Annotated in this window: 15 protein-coding genes and 4 tRNA genes; 13 read left to right on the top strand and 6 right to left on the bottom strand. The window is 64.6% G+C overall.

Annotation, left to right across the window (positions count from 1 at the left end):
* The first annotated feature begins 25 nt into the window (after positions 1-25).
* On the top strand, positions 26-1,024 hold the full coding sequence (locus K5L49_RS04095) for a carbohydrate ABC transporter permease (protein WP_223690737.1): 999 nt from the start codon (positions 26-28) through the stop codon (positions 1,022-1,024).
* Entirely contained in the window at positions 1,017-1,856 is an 840-nt protein-coding gene (locus K5L49_RS04090) for a carbohydrate ABC transporter permease (protein ID WP_223690736.1), read from the top strand. Before K5L49_RS04095 ends, K5L49_RS04090 begins: the two co-directional genes overlap by 8 nt.
* 61 nt (positions 1,857-1,917) lie before the next feature.
* On the opposite strand, the gene K5L49_RS04085 is transcribed toward K5L49_RS04090, so the two are convergent.
* Both K5L49_RS04085 and K5L49_RS04080 read right to left on the bottom strand, forming a co-directional pair.
* The gene (locus tag K5L49_RS04085; protein WP_223690735.1) at positions 1,918-2,358 is read right to left on the bottom strand and encodes a SufE family protein; all 441 of its coding nucleotides are present in this window, start codon (positions 2,356-2,358) and stop codon (positions 1,918-1,920) included.
* A gap of 9 nt (positions 2,359-2,367) precedes the next feature.
* Positions 2,368-3,267, bottom strand: a complete 900-nt coding sequence (locus K5L49_RS04080) for a sulfurtransferase (protein WP_223690734.1) — start codon at positions 3,265-3,267, stop codon at positions 2,368-2,370.
* 164 nt (positions 3,268-3,431) lie between these two features.
* On the opposite strand from K5L49_RS04080, the gene zapE reads away from it, so the two are divergent.
* The 5 genes from zapE to K5L49_RS04055 all read left to right on the top strand — a co-directional run bounded on the left by zapE (position 3,432) and on the right by K5L49_RS04055 (position 8,321).
* Entirely contained in the window at positions 3,432-4,484 is a 1,053-nt protein-coding gene (gene zapE / locus K5L49_RS04075) for a cell division protein ZapE (protein WP_223690733.1), read from the top strand.
* Between the two features lie 249 nt (positions 4,485-4,733).
* Complete coding sequence (locus K5L49_RS04070; RefSeq protein WP_223690732.1) at positions 4,734-6,008, top strand: ammonium transporter; 1,275 nt, start codon at positions 4,734-4,736, stop codon at positions 6,006-6,008.
* A gap of 102 nt (positions 6,009-6,110) precedes the next feature.
* Complete coding sequence (locus K5L49_RS04065) at positions 6,111-7,400, top strand: ammonium transporter (RefSeq protein ID WP_223690731.1); 1,290 nt, start codon at positions 6,111-6,113, stop codon at positions 7,398-7,400.
* A complete protein-coding gene (locus tag K5L49_RS04060; protein WP_223690730.1) occupies positions 7,312-7,845 on the top strand; it encodes a type II toxin-antitoxin system PemK/MazF family toxin in 534 nt (177 codons plus the stop codon). The genes K5L49_RS04065 and K5L49_RS04060 overlap by 89 nt, the downstream gene beginning before the upstream one ends.
* Before the next feature lie 32 nt (positions 7,846-7,877).
* Complete coding sequence (locus tag K5L49_RS04055; RefSeq protein WP_223690729.1) at positions 7,878-8,321, top strand: hypothetical protein; 444 nt, start codon at positions 7,878-7,880, stop codon at positions 8,319-8,321.
* Between the two features lie 289 nt (positions 8,322-8,610).
* Here K5L49_RS04055 and K5L49_RS04050 read toward each other — a convergent pair.
* A tRNA-Val gene (locus K5L49_RS04050) sits at positions 8,611-8,683 on the bottom strand.
* A gap of 163 nt (positions 8,684-8,846) precedes the next feature.
* Between K5L49_RS04050 and K5L49_RS04045 the strand changes: the two genes are divergently transcribed.
* The 5 genes from K5L49_RS04045 to K5L49_RS04025 all read left to right on the top strand — a co-directional run bounded on the left by K5L49_RS04045 (position 8,847) and on the right by K5L49_RS04025 (position 11,460).
* A tRNA-Gly gene (locus tag K5L49_RS04045) sits at positions 8,847-8,918 on the top strand.
* A gap of 53 nt (positions 8,919-8,971) precedes the next feature.
* Positions 8,972-9,045, top strand: a tRNA-Cys gene (locus K5L49_RS04040).
* 16 nt (positions 9,046-9,061) lie between these two features.
* Positions 9,062-9,133: transfer RNA gene (locus tag K5L49_RS04035), tRNA-Val, on the top strand.
* Positions 9,134-9,448: 315 nt separating this feature from the next.
* Positions 9,449-9,685 (top strand): helix-turn-helix domain-containing protein, encoded by a 237-nt coding sequence (locus K5L49_RS04030; RefSeq protein WP_223690728.1) that lies wholly within the window; start codon positions 9,449-9,451, stop codon positions 9,683-9,685.
* Complete coding sequence (locus tag K5L49_RS04025) at positions 9,685-11,460, top strand: DNA primase family protein (RefSeq protein ID WP_223690727.1); 1,776 nt, start codon at positions 9,685-9,687, stop codon at positions 11,458-11,460. Before K5L49_RS04030 ends, K5L49_RS04025 begins: the two co-directional genes overlap by 1 nt.
* Before the next feature lie 12 nt (positions 11,461-11,472).
* On the opposite strand, the gene K5L49_RS04020 is transcribed toward K5L49_RS04025, so the two are convergent.
* Positions 11,473-11,850, bottom strand: coding sequence for a hypothetical protein (locus tag K5L49_RS04020; protein ID WP_223690726.1), 378 nt, complete (start codon positions 11,848-11,850; stop codon positions 11,473-11,475).
* 496 nt (positions 11,851-12,346) lie between these two features.
* On the opposite strand from K5L49_RS04020, the gene K5L49_RS04015 reads away from it, so the two are divergent.
* Entirely contained in the window at positions 12,347-12,898 is a 552-nt protein-coding gene (locus K5L49_RS04015) for a hypothetical protein (protein ID WP_223690725.1), read from the top strand.
* Positions 12,899-13,120: 222 nt separating this feature from the next.
* Here the strand turns inward: K5L49_RS04015 and K5L49_RS04010 are convergent, their stop codons facing one another.
* Positions 13,121-13,933 carry a GIY-YIG nuclease family protein gene (locus tag K5L49_RS04010; RefSeq protein WP_223690724.1) on the bottom strand — a complete coding sequence of 271 codons (813 nt, stop codon included), beginning with the start codon at positions 13,931-13,933 and terminating at the stop codon, positions 13,121-13,123.
* A gap of 25 nt (positions 13,934-13,958) precedes the next feature.
* Positions 13,959-15,221, bottom strand: a complete 1,263-nt coding sequence (locus K5L49_RS04005; RefSeq protein ID WP_223690723.1) for a hypothetical protein — start codon at positions 15,219-15,221, stop codon at positions 13,959-13,961.
* Positions 15,222-15,234: the final 13 nt, after the last annotated feature.

Below are 15,234 nucleotides of genomic sequence, written 5' to 3'. Positions count from 1 at the left end.
CCCCCTCGTCAAAGGAAACATTCGAATGTCAGCGACGACATCGCGCTCGACGACCGGAGCGCCGCCGCCCGCCGTCACAGCCGGCGCGACCCCGGCTCCCAAGAAGCAGAAACGGCCGCGCCCGAAGGGATGGTGGCTGCCGTTCGCCCTGCTCGCGCCCGCGGTGTTCTTCGAGATCATCGTCCACCTCATCCCGATGGTCACCGGCGTCTGGATCAGCTTCATCGGGCTGACCAAGTTCTTCATCGCCAACTGGGCGGAAGCCCCCTGGCTCGGGTTCGGGAACTACGCCGTCGCGCTCGATTTCAACCAGTCCGTCGGCAAGGGACTGCTCCAGTCGTTCCTCGTCACCTGCGGGTTCACGGTTCTCGTCGTGAGCATCTCGTGGGGGCTCGGGATGTGCGCCGGCGTCGCCCTGCAACGCAAGTTCCGCGGCCGCGGCATCTTCCGCACGCTGTTCCTCATTCCCTACGCCCTGCCGATCTACGCCGGCGTCATCGCCTGGAAGTTCATGCTCCAGCAGGACACCGGGGCGGTCAACCATTTCCTCATCGACCAGCTGCACCTGGGCGACACCAAGCCGTTCTGGCTGATCGGCGGCAACGCCTTCTGGTCTGTCGTGATCGTGGCGATCTGGCGGATGTGGCCGTTCGCCTTCCTGATGCTGATGGCCGGGCTGCAGAGCGTGCCTGAAGATGTGTACGAAGCATCCGCCGTCGACGGCGCCAAGCCGTTCCGCCAGTGGCGCAGCATCACGTTGCCGATGCTGAGACCGGTGAACTCGGTGCTCATCCTCGTGATGTTCTTATGGACGTTCAACGACTTCAATACCCCATATGTGTTGTTCGGGAGCACCGCGCAACCACCGGCGGGCGACCTCATCTCGTTCCACATCTACAACGCGTCGTTCCTGACCTGGAACTTCGGCTCCGGCGCGGCCATGTCCGTGCTCCTGCTGTTGTTCCTGCTGTTGGTCAGCGGCATCTACCTGCTCGTGCTCAATCGGAGGTCCCAGCGTGCGTGAGACTATCGGGGCAAAAGCCTTCCGCGTGATCGTTCTCGTGGTGCTGTCGATCTTCACGATCGTGCCGCTCTACGTGATGGTCACCTCGGCGATCAAGCCGCTCGGCGAGGTGACGACGAGCTTCTCGTGGATTCCCAAGAACATCACCTTCCAGCCGTTCATCGACATCTGGACCACGGTTCCGCTGGCGACGTTCTTCATGAACAGTCTCATCGTGTGCACCTCGGCCACGCTGATCAGCCTGGTGATCGCAATCTTCGCGGCGTACGCGGTGTCGCGCTGGCGGTTCAAAGGCCGCACGGTCTTCACCACCGCGGTGCTCTCCACACAGATGTTCCCGGGCGTGCTGTTCCTTCTTCCTCTGTTCCTCATCTTCGTGAACCTCGACCAGCTGCTCGGCATCCAGCTCGTCGGAACACAGTTCGGGCTGATCCTCACCTACCTGACCTTCGTGCTGCCGTTCTCGATCTGGATGCTCGCCGGCTACTTCGACGGCATCCCACGCGAACTCGACGAAGCGGCGAAGGTCGACGGCAACGGTCCGATGGGGGCGCTGTGGAACGTCGTGCTGCCGGCGGCCCGCCCAGGCATCGTCGCGGTGGCGATCTACAGCTTCATGACCTCCTGGGGTGAGGTGCTGTTCGCCTCGGTGCTGACGACCGGGCCGACGCAGACCCTCGCCGTGGGCCTGCAGCAGTACTCGACTTCGACGAATGTCTACTGGAACCAGATCATGGCCGCATCCCTCGTGGTCTCGATCCCGGTGGTCGTCGCGTTCCTGCTGCTGCAACGCAACTTCGTCGCCGGCCTCACCGCGGGCGCGATCAAGTAGCCGTAGGTCATCCACGTGTCACGAATTGCCGTGCGATCATCTGATCGCACGGCAATTCGCGTCAACTCGTCGCGGCGATCTTCTCGCGCACCTGGCGTTTGGTGCGGCCGAGAAGGGCCGACATGCCCCGGATGCGCAGCGGCGAGACGGCCTGGGTGAGACCGAGCGTCTGCGGGTAGTCGTCGGGGACGGCGAGAACCTCGTCTGCGGTGAGACCGGCGAGACCCTGCACCAGGATCGAGGCGAACCCCCTGGTGGTCGGGGACTCGCGGGGCGCCGTCGCGAAGAGATGGACGATCCGCTGCTCGTCCACCTCGGTGAAGATGAAGACCGGCGACTGGCACTCTTCCACGCGTTCGAGCAGATCCGGATGCTCGCTGTAGCGGGCAGGCAGCTCGGGGAGTTCGTTGGAGAACTCGAGGAGCAGCTGCAGTCGGTCCGGCTGCTCCAGCGCGAGGAAGTCGTCTCGGATCTCCGCGAGTGCGGGGGCCAGGTCTGTCATGACTCCAGGCTACTTCGCGGGAACCTCGCCCGGCTCGCTGCCGACGGCGATCGGCACGCGCACCGCGCTGCCCCACTCCGTCCAGGAGCCGTCGTAGTTGCGCACATTCTCGAAGCCGAGCAGGTGCGTCAGCACGAACCAGGTGTGACTCGAGCGCTCACCGATGCGGCAGTAGGCGATCACGTCGTCGCCTTCCTTCAGCCCGGCGTCGCCGAGGTAGATCGACTCGAGCTCCGGGCGCCGCTTGAAAGTCGCATCCGGCGCGGCCGCGCGCGCCCACGGCACCGAGGCGGCCGACGGGATGTGGCCGGCACGCAACGCGCCCTCGGTCGGGTAGCCGGGGATCTCGGTGCGCTCGCCGCTGTACTCCTCCGGGGAGCGCACGTCGATGAGCGGCTTGCCGAAGTGGGCGAGCACATCGTCTTTGAATGCGCGGACGACGGTGTCGTCGCGTTCGATCACCGGGTACTCCACCGGCGTCGGTGTTGTCGGGGCGGTGGTGAGCTCGCGGCCCTCGGCGATCCACTTGTCACGGCCGCCGTCGAGCAGTCGCACATCGTCGTGGCCGAACAGCGTGAACACCCAGAGGGCGTATGCGGCCCACCAGTTGTTCTTGTCTCCGTAGATCACGACCGTGCTGTCGCGGGCGATGCCCTTCGAGCCGAGAAGTTCGGCGAACCGCTCGCCCTGCACGTAGTCGCGCTGCACCGGGTCGTTGAGGTCGGTGTGCCAATCGATCTTCACCGCGCCGGGGATGTGGCCGGTCTCGTACAGCAGGACATCCTCGTCGGACTCCACCACGACGAGACCCGGTTCGCCCAGGTTGGCCTGAAGCCATTCGGTGCTCACGAGCCGCTCAGGATGCGCGTACTCGGCGAAGGCGGGGGACGGGTCGACATCGATGGACATGCGGGTGAACCTCCTGGAAGCGCGGTCTGTGCGCAAGGGATGGGCGGGAAAACTGTCAGCGAGGTCGGTTTAGGCTGGAACCGTTCGACACTCAGCGAACTTACGGTCCAGGCTACGCGGCGTAAACGGGAGCTGTAAGACTTCGACACAAAGGTGCAGCTTTCATGACCATCGATAGAACGGGTGCCCTCGTGCGTCTGACCGACCGCACGCCGGACATCTCCGGCGCCGAGATCGCGGCCTCACTGGTTCCGCCGTCGCAGTTCGCCAACGCCACATTCGAGACGTACCGCCCCGACCACGACTACCCGTCGCAGGCGGAGGCGATCGGCATCCTGAAGACCTTCGCCAAGGCGTGGGAGCCCCAGCGGCCGGCGGGGCTGTTCAGCAGGAATCGCAAGAAGGCGGAGACCAAGCCGGGCGTGTACCTCGACGGCGGTTTCGGCGTCGGCAAGACCCACCTGCTCGCCTCCCTCTGGCACGAGGCGCCCGGGCCCAAATATTTCGGCACGTTCATCGAGTACACCGCGCTCGTCGGGGCGCTCGGCTATGCGGGAGCCGTGAACCTGCTGCGCGGTTCGGCCCTGATCTGCATCGACGAGTTCGAGCTCGACGACCCGGGCGACACCATGATGATGACCCGGATGCTGAAGGAGCTCGTGGCCTCCGGAACCCGCGTCGCCGCCACCTCGAACACGCCGCCGAACGCGCTCGGCGAGGGCCGGTTCGCCGCCAGTGACTTCCTTCGCGAGATCCAGGCGCTCTCCGGCTACTTCGAGACGGTCCGCATCGATGGCCTCGACTACCGGCGCCGCGACACCGAGGGCCGCGCCGTGGCCGTGGACCCCGAAGACTACGACCGCACGGTCGCCGCGCTCGCCGGCCGCGGAACCGCAGTCACCAGCGACGACTTCGACGGGCTGATCGCCCACCTGGCCACCGTGCACCCCTCCAAGTACATCAAGCTGCTCGACGGGGTCGAGGTGATCGGATTGACGGATGTGCACATCCTGCACGACCAGATGGCGGCCCTGCGCCTCGTGGCCTTCATCGACCGCGTCTACGATGCCGAGATCCCGATCGTGCAGACCGGGATGCCGCTCAACGAGGTCTTCGACGAGGAGATGCTCGGCGGCGGATACCGCAAGAAATACCTCCGCTCGGTCTCGCGCATGATCGCCCTCACCACCGGGGAACTGCCGCCGCACGACGCCTGAACCCGACGCCGCCGAACGGCCCCCGTCGCACGACGGGGGCCGTTCGGCGTTCCTCCGGCGCTTTGGCGGGGGATTCGGGGAGCCGCGAAACACGATGTTTACCTGCACGGCCGACCCGTAACACTCGTGAAACACGAGGATCGTCCGACCGAAACGTCCCGCGACGAAACTGGCGACACCCCGAAGCACCCACGGACCCGCGCCGACCGGGGCCACCGAAGTGCACTCAGAGAGAGGCAGACCATACGTATGTTGCTACACCTGGCAGCCAGCTACGACGCCAAGACGAGCATCGACTCGCTCTGGCTTCTCGTGGCCGCAGCGCTCGTTCTTCTGATGACCCCCGGCGTCGCGTTCTTCTACGGCGGCATGGTCCGCGCGAAGAGCGTCGTCAGCATGATGATGATGAGTTTCGGAGCGATGGCCCTCGTCGGCGTGCTCTGGGTGCTCTACGGGTACGGACTCGCGTTCGGGACCCCGTCCATCCCGCACGTCCTCGGAACGCCGGACTGGGGCCTTTCCAGCCTGCTCGGTAAAGACGGGATGACGCCCGATATGAGCGGGCTGGCGTTCGCCGGCTTCCAGGCCACGTTCGCCATCATCACCGTTGCCCTGATCTCGGGCGCGATCGCCGACCGGGCCAAGTTCGGGGCCTGGATGGTGTTCGCCGGTGTCTGGGTGACCGTCGTCTACTTCCCGGTCGCGTTCTGGGTCTTCAACCTGCAAGAGGGCTGGATCGCCGCCAACCTGCACGTCAACGACTTCGCGGGTGGCACGGCCGTTCACATCAACGCCGGTGCCGCCGGACTCGCGCTGGCCCTGGTGCTCGGCAAACGTGTCGGATTCCAGAAGGGCATGTCGAAGCCGCACAACGTTCCCCTCACCCTCCTCGGCGCTGCGCTGCTGTGGTTCGGCTGGTTCGGCTTCAACGCCGGTTCGGAGGCGGCCGTCGACGGCGTCGCAGCCATCGCCTGGATCAACACGCTTGCCGCTCCGGCCGCAGCCACCATCGGCTGGCTTGTGGTGGAGAAGATCAAAGATGGCAAACCCACATCGATCGGCGCCGCATCCGGAGCCGTCGCAGGTCTGGTCGCGATCACCCCGGCCTGTAACATCCTCACGCCGTTCTGGGCGATCGTCCTCGGCCTGCTCGCCGGCGCCGTCTGCGCCATCGCCATCGACCTGAAGTACAAGCTCGGCTTCGACGACTCGCTCGACGTGGTCGGCATCCACCTCATCGGCGGTCTGCTTGGAACGCTCTACATCGGCATCTTCGGCATGACCCACATCGACGGCGACGCCACCAAGGGCTTCTCCAGCCTGCTCTACGGCGGCAGCCTCACCCAGCTCGGAGCGCAGGCGGTCGGTGCCTTCAGCGTTCTGATCTACTCCTTCGTGCTCGCCTACGCCATCGGCTGGATCATCCAGAAGACGATGGGCTTCCGCATCAAGAACGAAGACGAACTGGCCGGCGTCGACACTGTCGTGCACGGCGAGGAAGGCTACGCCCTCGAGACCGTCTGACCTCGAAGAACACAGCAGCGAGCGGGGTGTCGCCTTCGGGCGGCGCCCCGCTTCGCGTGGGCGCTAAGGTGATTTCTGCTGACCCGATCCGAAGGAGGGCGGATGCTCCCGTGGCGACCCGACGCCGTCGCGGTCATCGCCGCGCTGGCGCAGAGCCGCTCCGTGGACGCTCTCCTGCTGCTGATCAGCGCCACCCTGGTGATGGTGATCGTGCCGGGAATCGCATTGTTCTACGGCGGCATGTCGGGGCGGGCGGGCGCGGCCTCCGCGTTCCGAACGGTGCTCTCCGGGGCGGCTGTCGTGATCGTGCTCGCTGTCCTCGGCGGGTACGGGCTGCTGGCGGGCACGCCCTGGATCGCGCATCTCCTCGGGCGACCCGACCCCGGTCTGGCTTCCCTGTTCGCGCAGGCTGAGGCGCCCTCCTCCGATCCGTACCCGCTGGCGCATGCCGGCTACCTCATCGCCCTGTGCGCGGTCGCCGTGGCTGTGCTGGGGGCGGCCGTCGCGTCCCGGGTCACCGTGCGGGCCTGGCTGGTATTCGTCGTGCTCTGGTCGCCTCTCGTGCTCTTCCCCGCCGGATACGCCGTCTTCGCCCTCTCCGACGGCTGGGCGGTGGCGGGGATGCGGGCGATCGACTTCGGGGGAGCGCTCCCGGTGAGCCTCGCCGCCGGAAGCGGGGCGGCCGGCGTCATCCTCGCCTGCGGCCGGCACGGTCACGCGCCCACCGGAACGCACAGTCTTCCTCTCGTGGCGGCCGGCGGGGCACTGGTGTGGGTCGGGTGGTTCGGTCTCACGGTCGGGTCGGAAGGGGCGCTCGACGCCTTCACCCCGCTCATCTGGATCAACACCCTCATCGCATCGGCGGGCGGCGCGCTCTGCTGGGTGATCGTCGATCGGGTGATGCTACGCCGCCCCACCATCACGAGCGTGCTCTGCGGGGCCGTCTCCGGCCTCGTGGCGATCACCCCGGCTTCCGGCGTCGTGACGACCGGGTGGTCCCTGCTCCTCGGCGCCCTGGCCGCCCTCGCCTGCGCCACGATGGTCGACGTCGCGGCCAGGGTGCGGTTCGGTGTGCCGATGACCATCTGCGTCATCCACATCGTCGCGAGTCTCGTCGGCATGCTCTTCATCGGCCTGTTCGCCACCGGCGAGGGCATGATCGACAGCGGCAACTTCGACCTGTTCGTCGCCCAAGCCATCGCCGCATTCGGGATCGCGGCGTGGTCTTTCCTGGTGTCGCTCGCGATCGCCTGGCTGCTGCGGGTGACTTTGGGGCTCACCCCGGTCCGGTATCGTGCCAACCATGACGTCCCCGATGAGTCTCCTGCGCGCGCTGGCGAACGTGCTGCGGCCGAACCCGAGGGTGAGGAAGGCCGATCGTCCGACAGTTGAGACGGCGTCCGGAGCGGGCACCGAACCCGGGCGGTCCGGGCCGAACGCCACCATCGAAGTCGACCCACGCCGCCTCGGCCCGGTGACGACGGCCTACCGACCGGAGACCGACGGCGACGCCGACCCGGGCGAGATCGTCTGGACCTGGGTTCCCTACGAGGAGAACGACGGGCGTGGCAAAGACAGGCCGGTGCTCGTCGTGGCCGGTGAACCGCACGGAACGGTTCTCGCCGTGCAGCTGACCAGCCAAGAGCATCCGGGCCGCAGCGAATACCTGCCGATCGGAACCGGACCGTGGGATGCGCAGCGCCGGCCGAGCTACGTCAACCTGGAGCGGGTCTTCCGCGTGCACCAGAACGGGATGCGTCGCGAGGCCGCCGCGCTCGGTGCGCGCCCCTACGAGGCCGTTCGGACGGCGCTGGTCGCCCGCTACGGCTGGCGGTAGCCGCCGATGGCGCCGGGCGGAGTTGCGCTCCGATGATCCCCGCGAACTGGATCGCCCACCACCGTCTGACCGACGGCACGCCCGTGGGCTACCTGGCGCCCGCCTCGGAACGGGATGCGGAGTCGTTCAGCCCGATGAGCCTGATCGGTGAGACGCTCGGCGAACCGCAGGACCTCGCCGAAGCCGGGGCCGTCCTCGACATGCGCGGAATCGAGATGCTGGGCGAGCCGCGCTGGATGCGCCTGCCGGAGCCGCTGCCGGACGCGTTCGACGCCGTCGACGCGCTCAGCCCGGACGCACCCTGGCCCTGGCGACCGGTCGTCATCGTCGACTGGAGCGCGACGGAGTACCGCATCCGCCTCGCCCACCCCTCACCCGGCGACGCCTCCGTGCCTCTCGTCTTTCCCACACCCGCCGCCCCCGCCCTCCGCCGCACGACCCCTGACGGCATCGAGGAGCGGCGAATCAACCACTAGACGGGCGTCCGAGGTGAGAACGCGATAACCCCCGGAACCGAACTGGCGGAGGCTGCGCACCTGTCGCCGTCGCCGTTGAGACGTGCGTTCGTGGCGGTGCTTGGAAAGGCGCCGATCGCTTAGCTACTCGGGAGTAATCCCAACATTGGCGACTCCGTCGAGATCGGTGGCTTCACAAAGATCTAGGGCCACGCGTTTCGAAGCCACGTGAAGCGGACGTCTGCCCCCGATGCGGCGAGGGGCACTATCGGAGAGAGTCGAAAAGTGGGGGTGACGTGCTTCTTTGAGGTGGGCGATACCGGACTCGAACCGATGACCTCTTCCGTGTGAAGGAAGCGCGCTACCAACTGCGCCAATCGCCCTGGGGTGTGCCGAGGAATCCCGGCTGCGAGACTCGATACTAGCCGACGAAGCGGTCCGAGCGCACATCGGGCAGGCGACACTCCCGGTGGCGGTGTCCGGTTTGGTGATCGACGAAAAGATCGGCTACAGTCATTCAAGTGCCGCAGCGATGCGGAACAAAATGCGGATGTGGCGCAGTGGTAGCGCATAACCTTGCCAAGGTTAGGGTCGCGAGTTCGAATCTCGTCATCCGCTCGAGTCGGCCCGGTCGAAAGATCGGGCCTCTCATTACGGTGGTGAACCCGAGCGGTGGATTGGCCGAGAGGCGAGGCAGCGGCCTGCAAAGCCGTATACACGGGTTCGAATCCCGTATCCACCTCCAACCCGCTTGCGGGTTTGGGCGATTGGCGCAGCGGTAGCGCGCTTCCCTGACACGGAAGAGGTCACTGGTTCGATCCCAGTATCGCCCACAGAGAGAAACCCCCGGAAAACCGGGGGTTTTTTGCTTTTGCTGGCGCCACTTGGCTCGAACATGCGACTTCGTGGGGTCAGCGTGGGGTCGTAAATCCACTCGGGCTGGAAGCGCGGTCAGTTTGCGTCAATTGCTGCCTTCTCGTGCTAATTTCTTTTTCACACAAATGAATAGCGCGAAACTAAAGCGCAGAGGCGGGAAGGTCCGTCTCGGGAAAGGACATGCACCACCCGGTGCACAGACGCCAGACGGCCGGAAACACGACCAGGCGACCTGGTTCCTGGATAGCTAATTAGCTTCCAAGGAGACAGGTATGCCCAGCGCAGCCCACCACGCAGTTCATGACACCGCCGATGCCCCGCCAATCGAACGGCTCGGCCACACGATCCCCAATGTCGCCTTGACGCTCGACGTGGGTGTTCGCACCGTTCAGCGGATGATCGCGAGCGGCGAGCTCAAGACAATCAGAATCGCCGGTCGCACTGTTCGCGTGACCGATGAATCGATCCGCGCACTCTTCGCTTCCGCTTCGAATGCGGCGGTGCGCTGATGGATGACATTGAACTGCTCGATGAACCTACAAGTGACAGACGCCGCCCGGCAAGCAGCGAGGCGGCATCTGTAGCGTTTGGCGGCGCTGATCAAGACATTAACACGGACGAGTCCGACGACGATACTTCGGTGGAAGATTCAATCGCGCCGGGAATTCAGCACCTGTCAGACGCCGACAATCTGCGCAGTCACGCGAGAATCGCGCATCTGGTCGCGGCGAACTCAATCGATCAGCTCATGCACGTTGCAGGCGCCGGCTGGTACGTATGGATTGGTACCCACTGGGAACGAGACATGGACGACAAGCGCGCCAGGGCGGCTGTCATGGGCCGGATTCGAGAGCTTTCCGTCGATGCCCTGATGGACAGGGATTTGCTTGCTGACCTTCGTCAGGCTCAAACGGCCTCCGGTATCAGAGGTGTGCTTGAACTTATGAGCGCGCTTGCCGGCATCAGGGCGACGGTGGATGAACTTGACGCGGATCCGTATTTGCTCAACGTTGCGAATGGAACTCTTGACCTGAGGGAGCTGGCGACTGAGGATGCTACGGCTGTCGTCGACGTTGCACATCTCCAGCTTCACAAGCCTCGACCTGCCGACAAGATCACGCGGATCACCAAGGCGCGATTTGATCCCGCCGCGTCCTCTGACCTGTGGGAAGAGTTTTTGAAGTCGAGCGTGCCTGACGAGGCAGTGCGCAGCTACTTGCAGCGCACTCTTGGTTTGAGTCTCATCGGCGAACAAATCAAACACACGCTTCCTATCCTCACCGGAAAGGGGCGTAACGGAAAAGGCGTCCTCTACCAGGCTGGGCACTCAGCGCTCGGTTCGTACTCTCACATCGCCCCGTCGTCTCTCTTCGAGTTGACGAAGGGAGATCCGAATAAGCCCAATCCGGCAATGCTCGACCTACGCGGAGTGCGAGTGGCATGGCTCTCGGAGACCGACAAAGGCGCGCGCTTTGATCCGGCACTCATGAAGCGATTGACGGGTGGCGACGCAATCACCGGACGCTACCTGTACCAGAGCCACTCGATCACGTTCTCGCCGTCCCATATGGCGATCCTGATCACGAATCATCCGCCACAGCTACCGGCGGATGATCCCGCGCTCTGGGCGCGCACGCGCGTTTGCAAGTTCGACGTGGTCTTCCCGGAGGACCAGCAAGACCCTCATTTACTTCGCAAGCTCAAGTCGCGGGCGAATACTGACGCTGTCCTTGGCTGGATGCTCCGAGGATTGGCTGAGTACGAGGCGAACGGTCTCGGAGAGCCTCAAGCTGTCGCAGCTGCGACAGGGGAGTACATGGATAATCAGGACACCGCCGTGCGATTTATCGAGGCGATGTGCACTGATGTGGAAGATGGCAATGGCTCTGGCACGAAGGAGCTACACGATTCCTACCGAGAATGGAGCCTCGCCGAAGGGATCATGCGCGAACATCGCCTCAGCCTGCGCGACTTCGGGGCCCGGCTCGACGACCTGGGCTATCCCAACGTGAAGGGGACAGGCGGCCGTCGCTACCGGAATCGCCTGGCGCTGGATAACGAGCGCGGTGCGGTCATCATCCATCTGCCAGTTCCGCCGCGCCCGGAAGATGCCAACCTGTCGAAGGAAGACGATGCCGAACTGTCGAATGAAACTGACGACGCTTCGCCTGAAAGTCCAAGTTTCGAACAGGAGCCGGTAGCTAAGTCCGCGGGATTAGCTACCGTCAACTACGACGATCTGTGGGAGATCCCGGGTGAAGGTCCAAAGAGCTATGTAGGGTGAGACGCTTCGCGCTCACTCGTCCACGTCTCCATCGACAAATGCCTGTGCCGCGCGACGGACCTCGGTGTGGCGGTCATTTCTGATCGCCATCACCGGGGTCGCTCCGTCAAATCGCGGGTTGGCGCCGATAAACCATCGACGTGCGACGTCGCGACCTTCTTCAGATTCGAGCATGCTCCAAATCTCGTCGGCGCGCTGGAGTCGATTCCACACTTCTGGCATGGGCTCTGGTGCGTCTGCACGTGCCCAGTTGGCAGCTTGCTCCCTGGACGCGGCGCCAGCTAGAGCTGCCACGAGAGTGGCCCCGAGCGCGTCGTTCAGTCGCCGCACCACATCGTGTGGATCATCGCTATCTCCGACTTGGCACGATTCCGCCGGCGTCTCGACCATGGCTCGAGCCTATTCCTTTCCGGGAAACCGAACCCATCCGTCCGATCAGTTGAGCGATTACGGGCCACCTGCAAACAAGGTCTGTCGATATCTATGAAGCTCTGGTGGTTCGCGTGGGCTGAACGTCTCGATCGTTGGCCCAAGCTCGAACTTCCAACTAGTTCAAATCCCACCGGTACCGCCAGTGTTAAGCCCCCGAGGTCCTTGTGTTTGCGCGGGATGCGGGGGTTTTGCGTGTCGTGGATCGATGTTGCAGTAACACAGCGGTAACGGATCGCCTGGGCAATCCTGTGAGCTAGCGCGCGGCGAGAGCGACTTGTCTGCTGTAATGGCCTCCTCCGGAGAATGGGCGCTGCGACGGCGTCAATTTCGGAGGATACCGAATTTCGCACCTGCCCCGCGCCGCCGCCGGGAAGTTGTTGGAGTTTCCCGCTCCACCGGAGCGAACCCAGAACGGGGACTTTCGGGTTGGGCGCCCTCCCCTCATTCTCATCGTGTGGACTATTTCGCGAGCTTGATGCTTCCCCTTGGAATTGCGGTGGCCGGCAGCGTGACGACCGTAATGGTGGCTCGGATGCAAATCAGGTCTCGTGACGCGGAGCGCCGCGAAGCGAGGTGGGACCGCGAGAACGATCGACGCGAGAGCGTGTCGGAGTCTGAGTTCAATAGGCGCGCTGAGGTCATTGAAAGCATCGCGTCGGCGATCGCCGATTGTGCTGATGAGACAGCAAGTATGGGGCACGCCGCGCCAACCGGAAGGGTTCGGGCTGAACTCGTGAAGCTGACCACGCGATGCGACGCGCAGCATCTGTCGCGTCATTGTGTCGCGTACGTGCTTGACGCGCAGAAGTCGCCCCACGTCGAGGACTTCATCGAAGCCCTCGACGACATTCAACGAAGGCTAGAAGGTTGGCATTTGGGGCACTTGGCGCTGGATGACGTCATCGAGTACGTCGATGACGGTCACAAGGTTCTGCGCGATTCCCTCAGGCAGCACGGGGTTGAGCCTGAAATGCGCTTCGCTTCCGAACGGATACCGGCGCGGTAATCTCCAGGCGTCTAACGTGGATGTCGGCGCTGGCCAGATGCAAGGAGACGCGTTCGGCTCCGGCGTGCCGACGAAATGGACCAGCGCAGACGCTGGCTCTCCGTCGTAGAGAGAACGCTGTCTAGGTTGGACTGCGGCATTGTCGTTGGCACTACCAAGAATCGGAGTTTCCGCGGTCAGAGTGGATGGCGGTCACCTGGTCTCCCTGGGCCGAGCGCCGACTCAGTTGCGGTTCAGCCCGTGGCGGCGCGTGTCGAGCGCGGTCTTGAAGTGGCTCTCCGCCGCGTCGATATCCCTCGTTGGCGTTGCCGGGTCGAAGACACGAAGCAACGAGAGTTGGAAGGTCGCTGGGTCCAGGGCGCGCAGCTCCACGTTGCCGCCATGCCCATTGGTCGCATGGGCGTTCCAGCGCTGCCGGATGCTCTCAACCCCGTCTGCCTTACCGACGTAATGACGCCCGTCCCGGGTGTCGGTGATGAGGTAGATGCCAAACACGGACGACAGCGCGGTGCGCCACGAAGCGTAGCGATGCTCGCGCATCACAGCCTGCAATTGCGAATGGCTCAGGAGGAGGCGGTCGAAGCCCGGGAACGGAATCGGCTCTGCGTCCGCGATTGCCATGACCGGATAGCTGGCTGCGGTGGTGGCATTCATCCGCCAAGTCCGGGGAGACTTCCACCCGATGACGAGTCGGCTCCACAGATCTGCCATGTGATCGGACTGAACGAGGTCGAACGTCCGAAGGATGCCGTCGCTCGAGATCTCGCCGCGGTTCTCTACCACCGACCAGAGGCGCGCTTGGTCGCCACCTTCGCGGATGAAGACGACCCAGAGATGCGGCGGGTTCGACGGGAAGCGCATCGTGTTGGCGGACTGGGTGCGCGTGTACTCCAGGATCTCGGCGTCGGTGGAATCTGCGTGGATGCCCTGCAGTCCACTGTCCTCGGGCTCGCGAACGTAAGCATGACGGATCACGAGCGTCCGCGCGGGATCGATGCCTGCGTCGAGCAGGAGCGGCACGAGGGTCAGGGACATGCGTGGGGACTCCCTCCTTGCCGACTCAGTCGCGCTCGGCGTCGTCAGAGTCCTCGTCCGGCTTCCCAGGAAGGTGTTCGGCGATGTTCGCGGATACGCCGGACGCAACGGACTTGGCGTTGGCGAAGGCTTCGGCGCTGAAACGGGCGGTTGCAGCGGCGCTTGTCGAGGCAGTGTGCGCGACCGCGTCTCTCGCATCGCCCACTGCTTCTCCCCACCGCTTTGCCTCGAGGGCGTCTCTGCCTTCTTGGATGCCGAGCCGAGAGTTGAAATCTGCGACGTCGATGCCGACCTCGTTTCCCGACCGCACGACTGCGCCAGCCTTGATCGGGTGGAGCAGAACCTTGGTGTTGGCGAGTCCCGCGGCAGCGTCCATACGTTTCAGGAGCCCCTGGGTAGTGCTCGCGATAAGGTCGCGACGCTTGCGTCGCCCAGCTTGAATTGCCTCGCGGTGCCGGTCGAGGTCATCGGGCGCGGAATCGAGGACGCGGTCGAGCTCGAGGATGGCCAGGCCGTCTTGCAGCTGGAAGCAACGGGCAAGGACAGCAAGCCATTCCTCGACGGACTTCTCAGCCTCCTGCGAGGCCTTCATGAGCTCACCGACCTTGCGCTTCTTCTCCAGCTTCTCCGCGAGGGCGTCGAGCTGGCGGAGCGCGTACGACTGGGTGGTGGCGATGGATTGAGCGGCGCCATGCAGGTTCGACCACGTCACTTCGGAGACCCGGCCGACGTGCTCGCGCTTGATCATGGCGTCGTCAATGACGATACCCACGCCGATCATTTCGGCGATCGCAGCGTCCTTCTGCGCACGCAGCACATCGTCGACCTTCTCGTCGATGACGGCGAGGTACTGCGTGATCTCCTCCATGGTTTGCTGCATCGCGAGCTGCGCCATGATGCCAGCTGCGCCGGCGAGCATCGCGGGGTTGGTGAGCATGGAGCCGACTGAACCAGGCTTGACGAACTCAAGGATCTTCGTGACCTTGCCCTTGCTGGTGGTTGCTATCGCGCGACTGACGCCGTCCGACGAGCCTTTCATCGCCTTGCCGAGCTTGAGGGCCTTGGCCGACTCCTCGGTGAGCTTCACCCACCGGCCCGAGTTCTCGGCGACTCTGGCTCCTGCTTGCGCAACGCCCGAGCCAGCGCTCAGGGCGGAGCCGAGCGACGGGCGTAGCGCGATCTCCTTCGAGGGCAAGCCGGCGCTAGAGAGGAAGCGCTCGACGGCTGTCGGATCGCCGAAGATCGCGACCCCGTCTCCGTCGCTGATCAATTCGATCTCGGTGCCCACATCCGCCTCCGCT

This window comes from Leifsonia poae, from assembly GCF_020009625.1.
Lineage (GTDB): Bacteria > Actinomycetota > Actinomycetes > Actinomycetales > Microbacteriaceae > Leifsonia > Leifsonia poae_A.
Note: the sequence above shows the minus strand (reverse complement) of the source record. Positions and strands in the feature narration are given on the sequence as shown.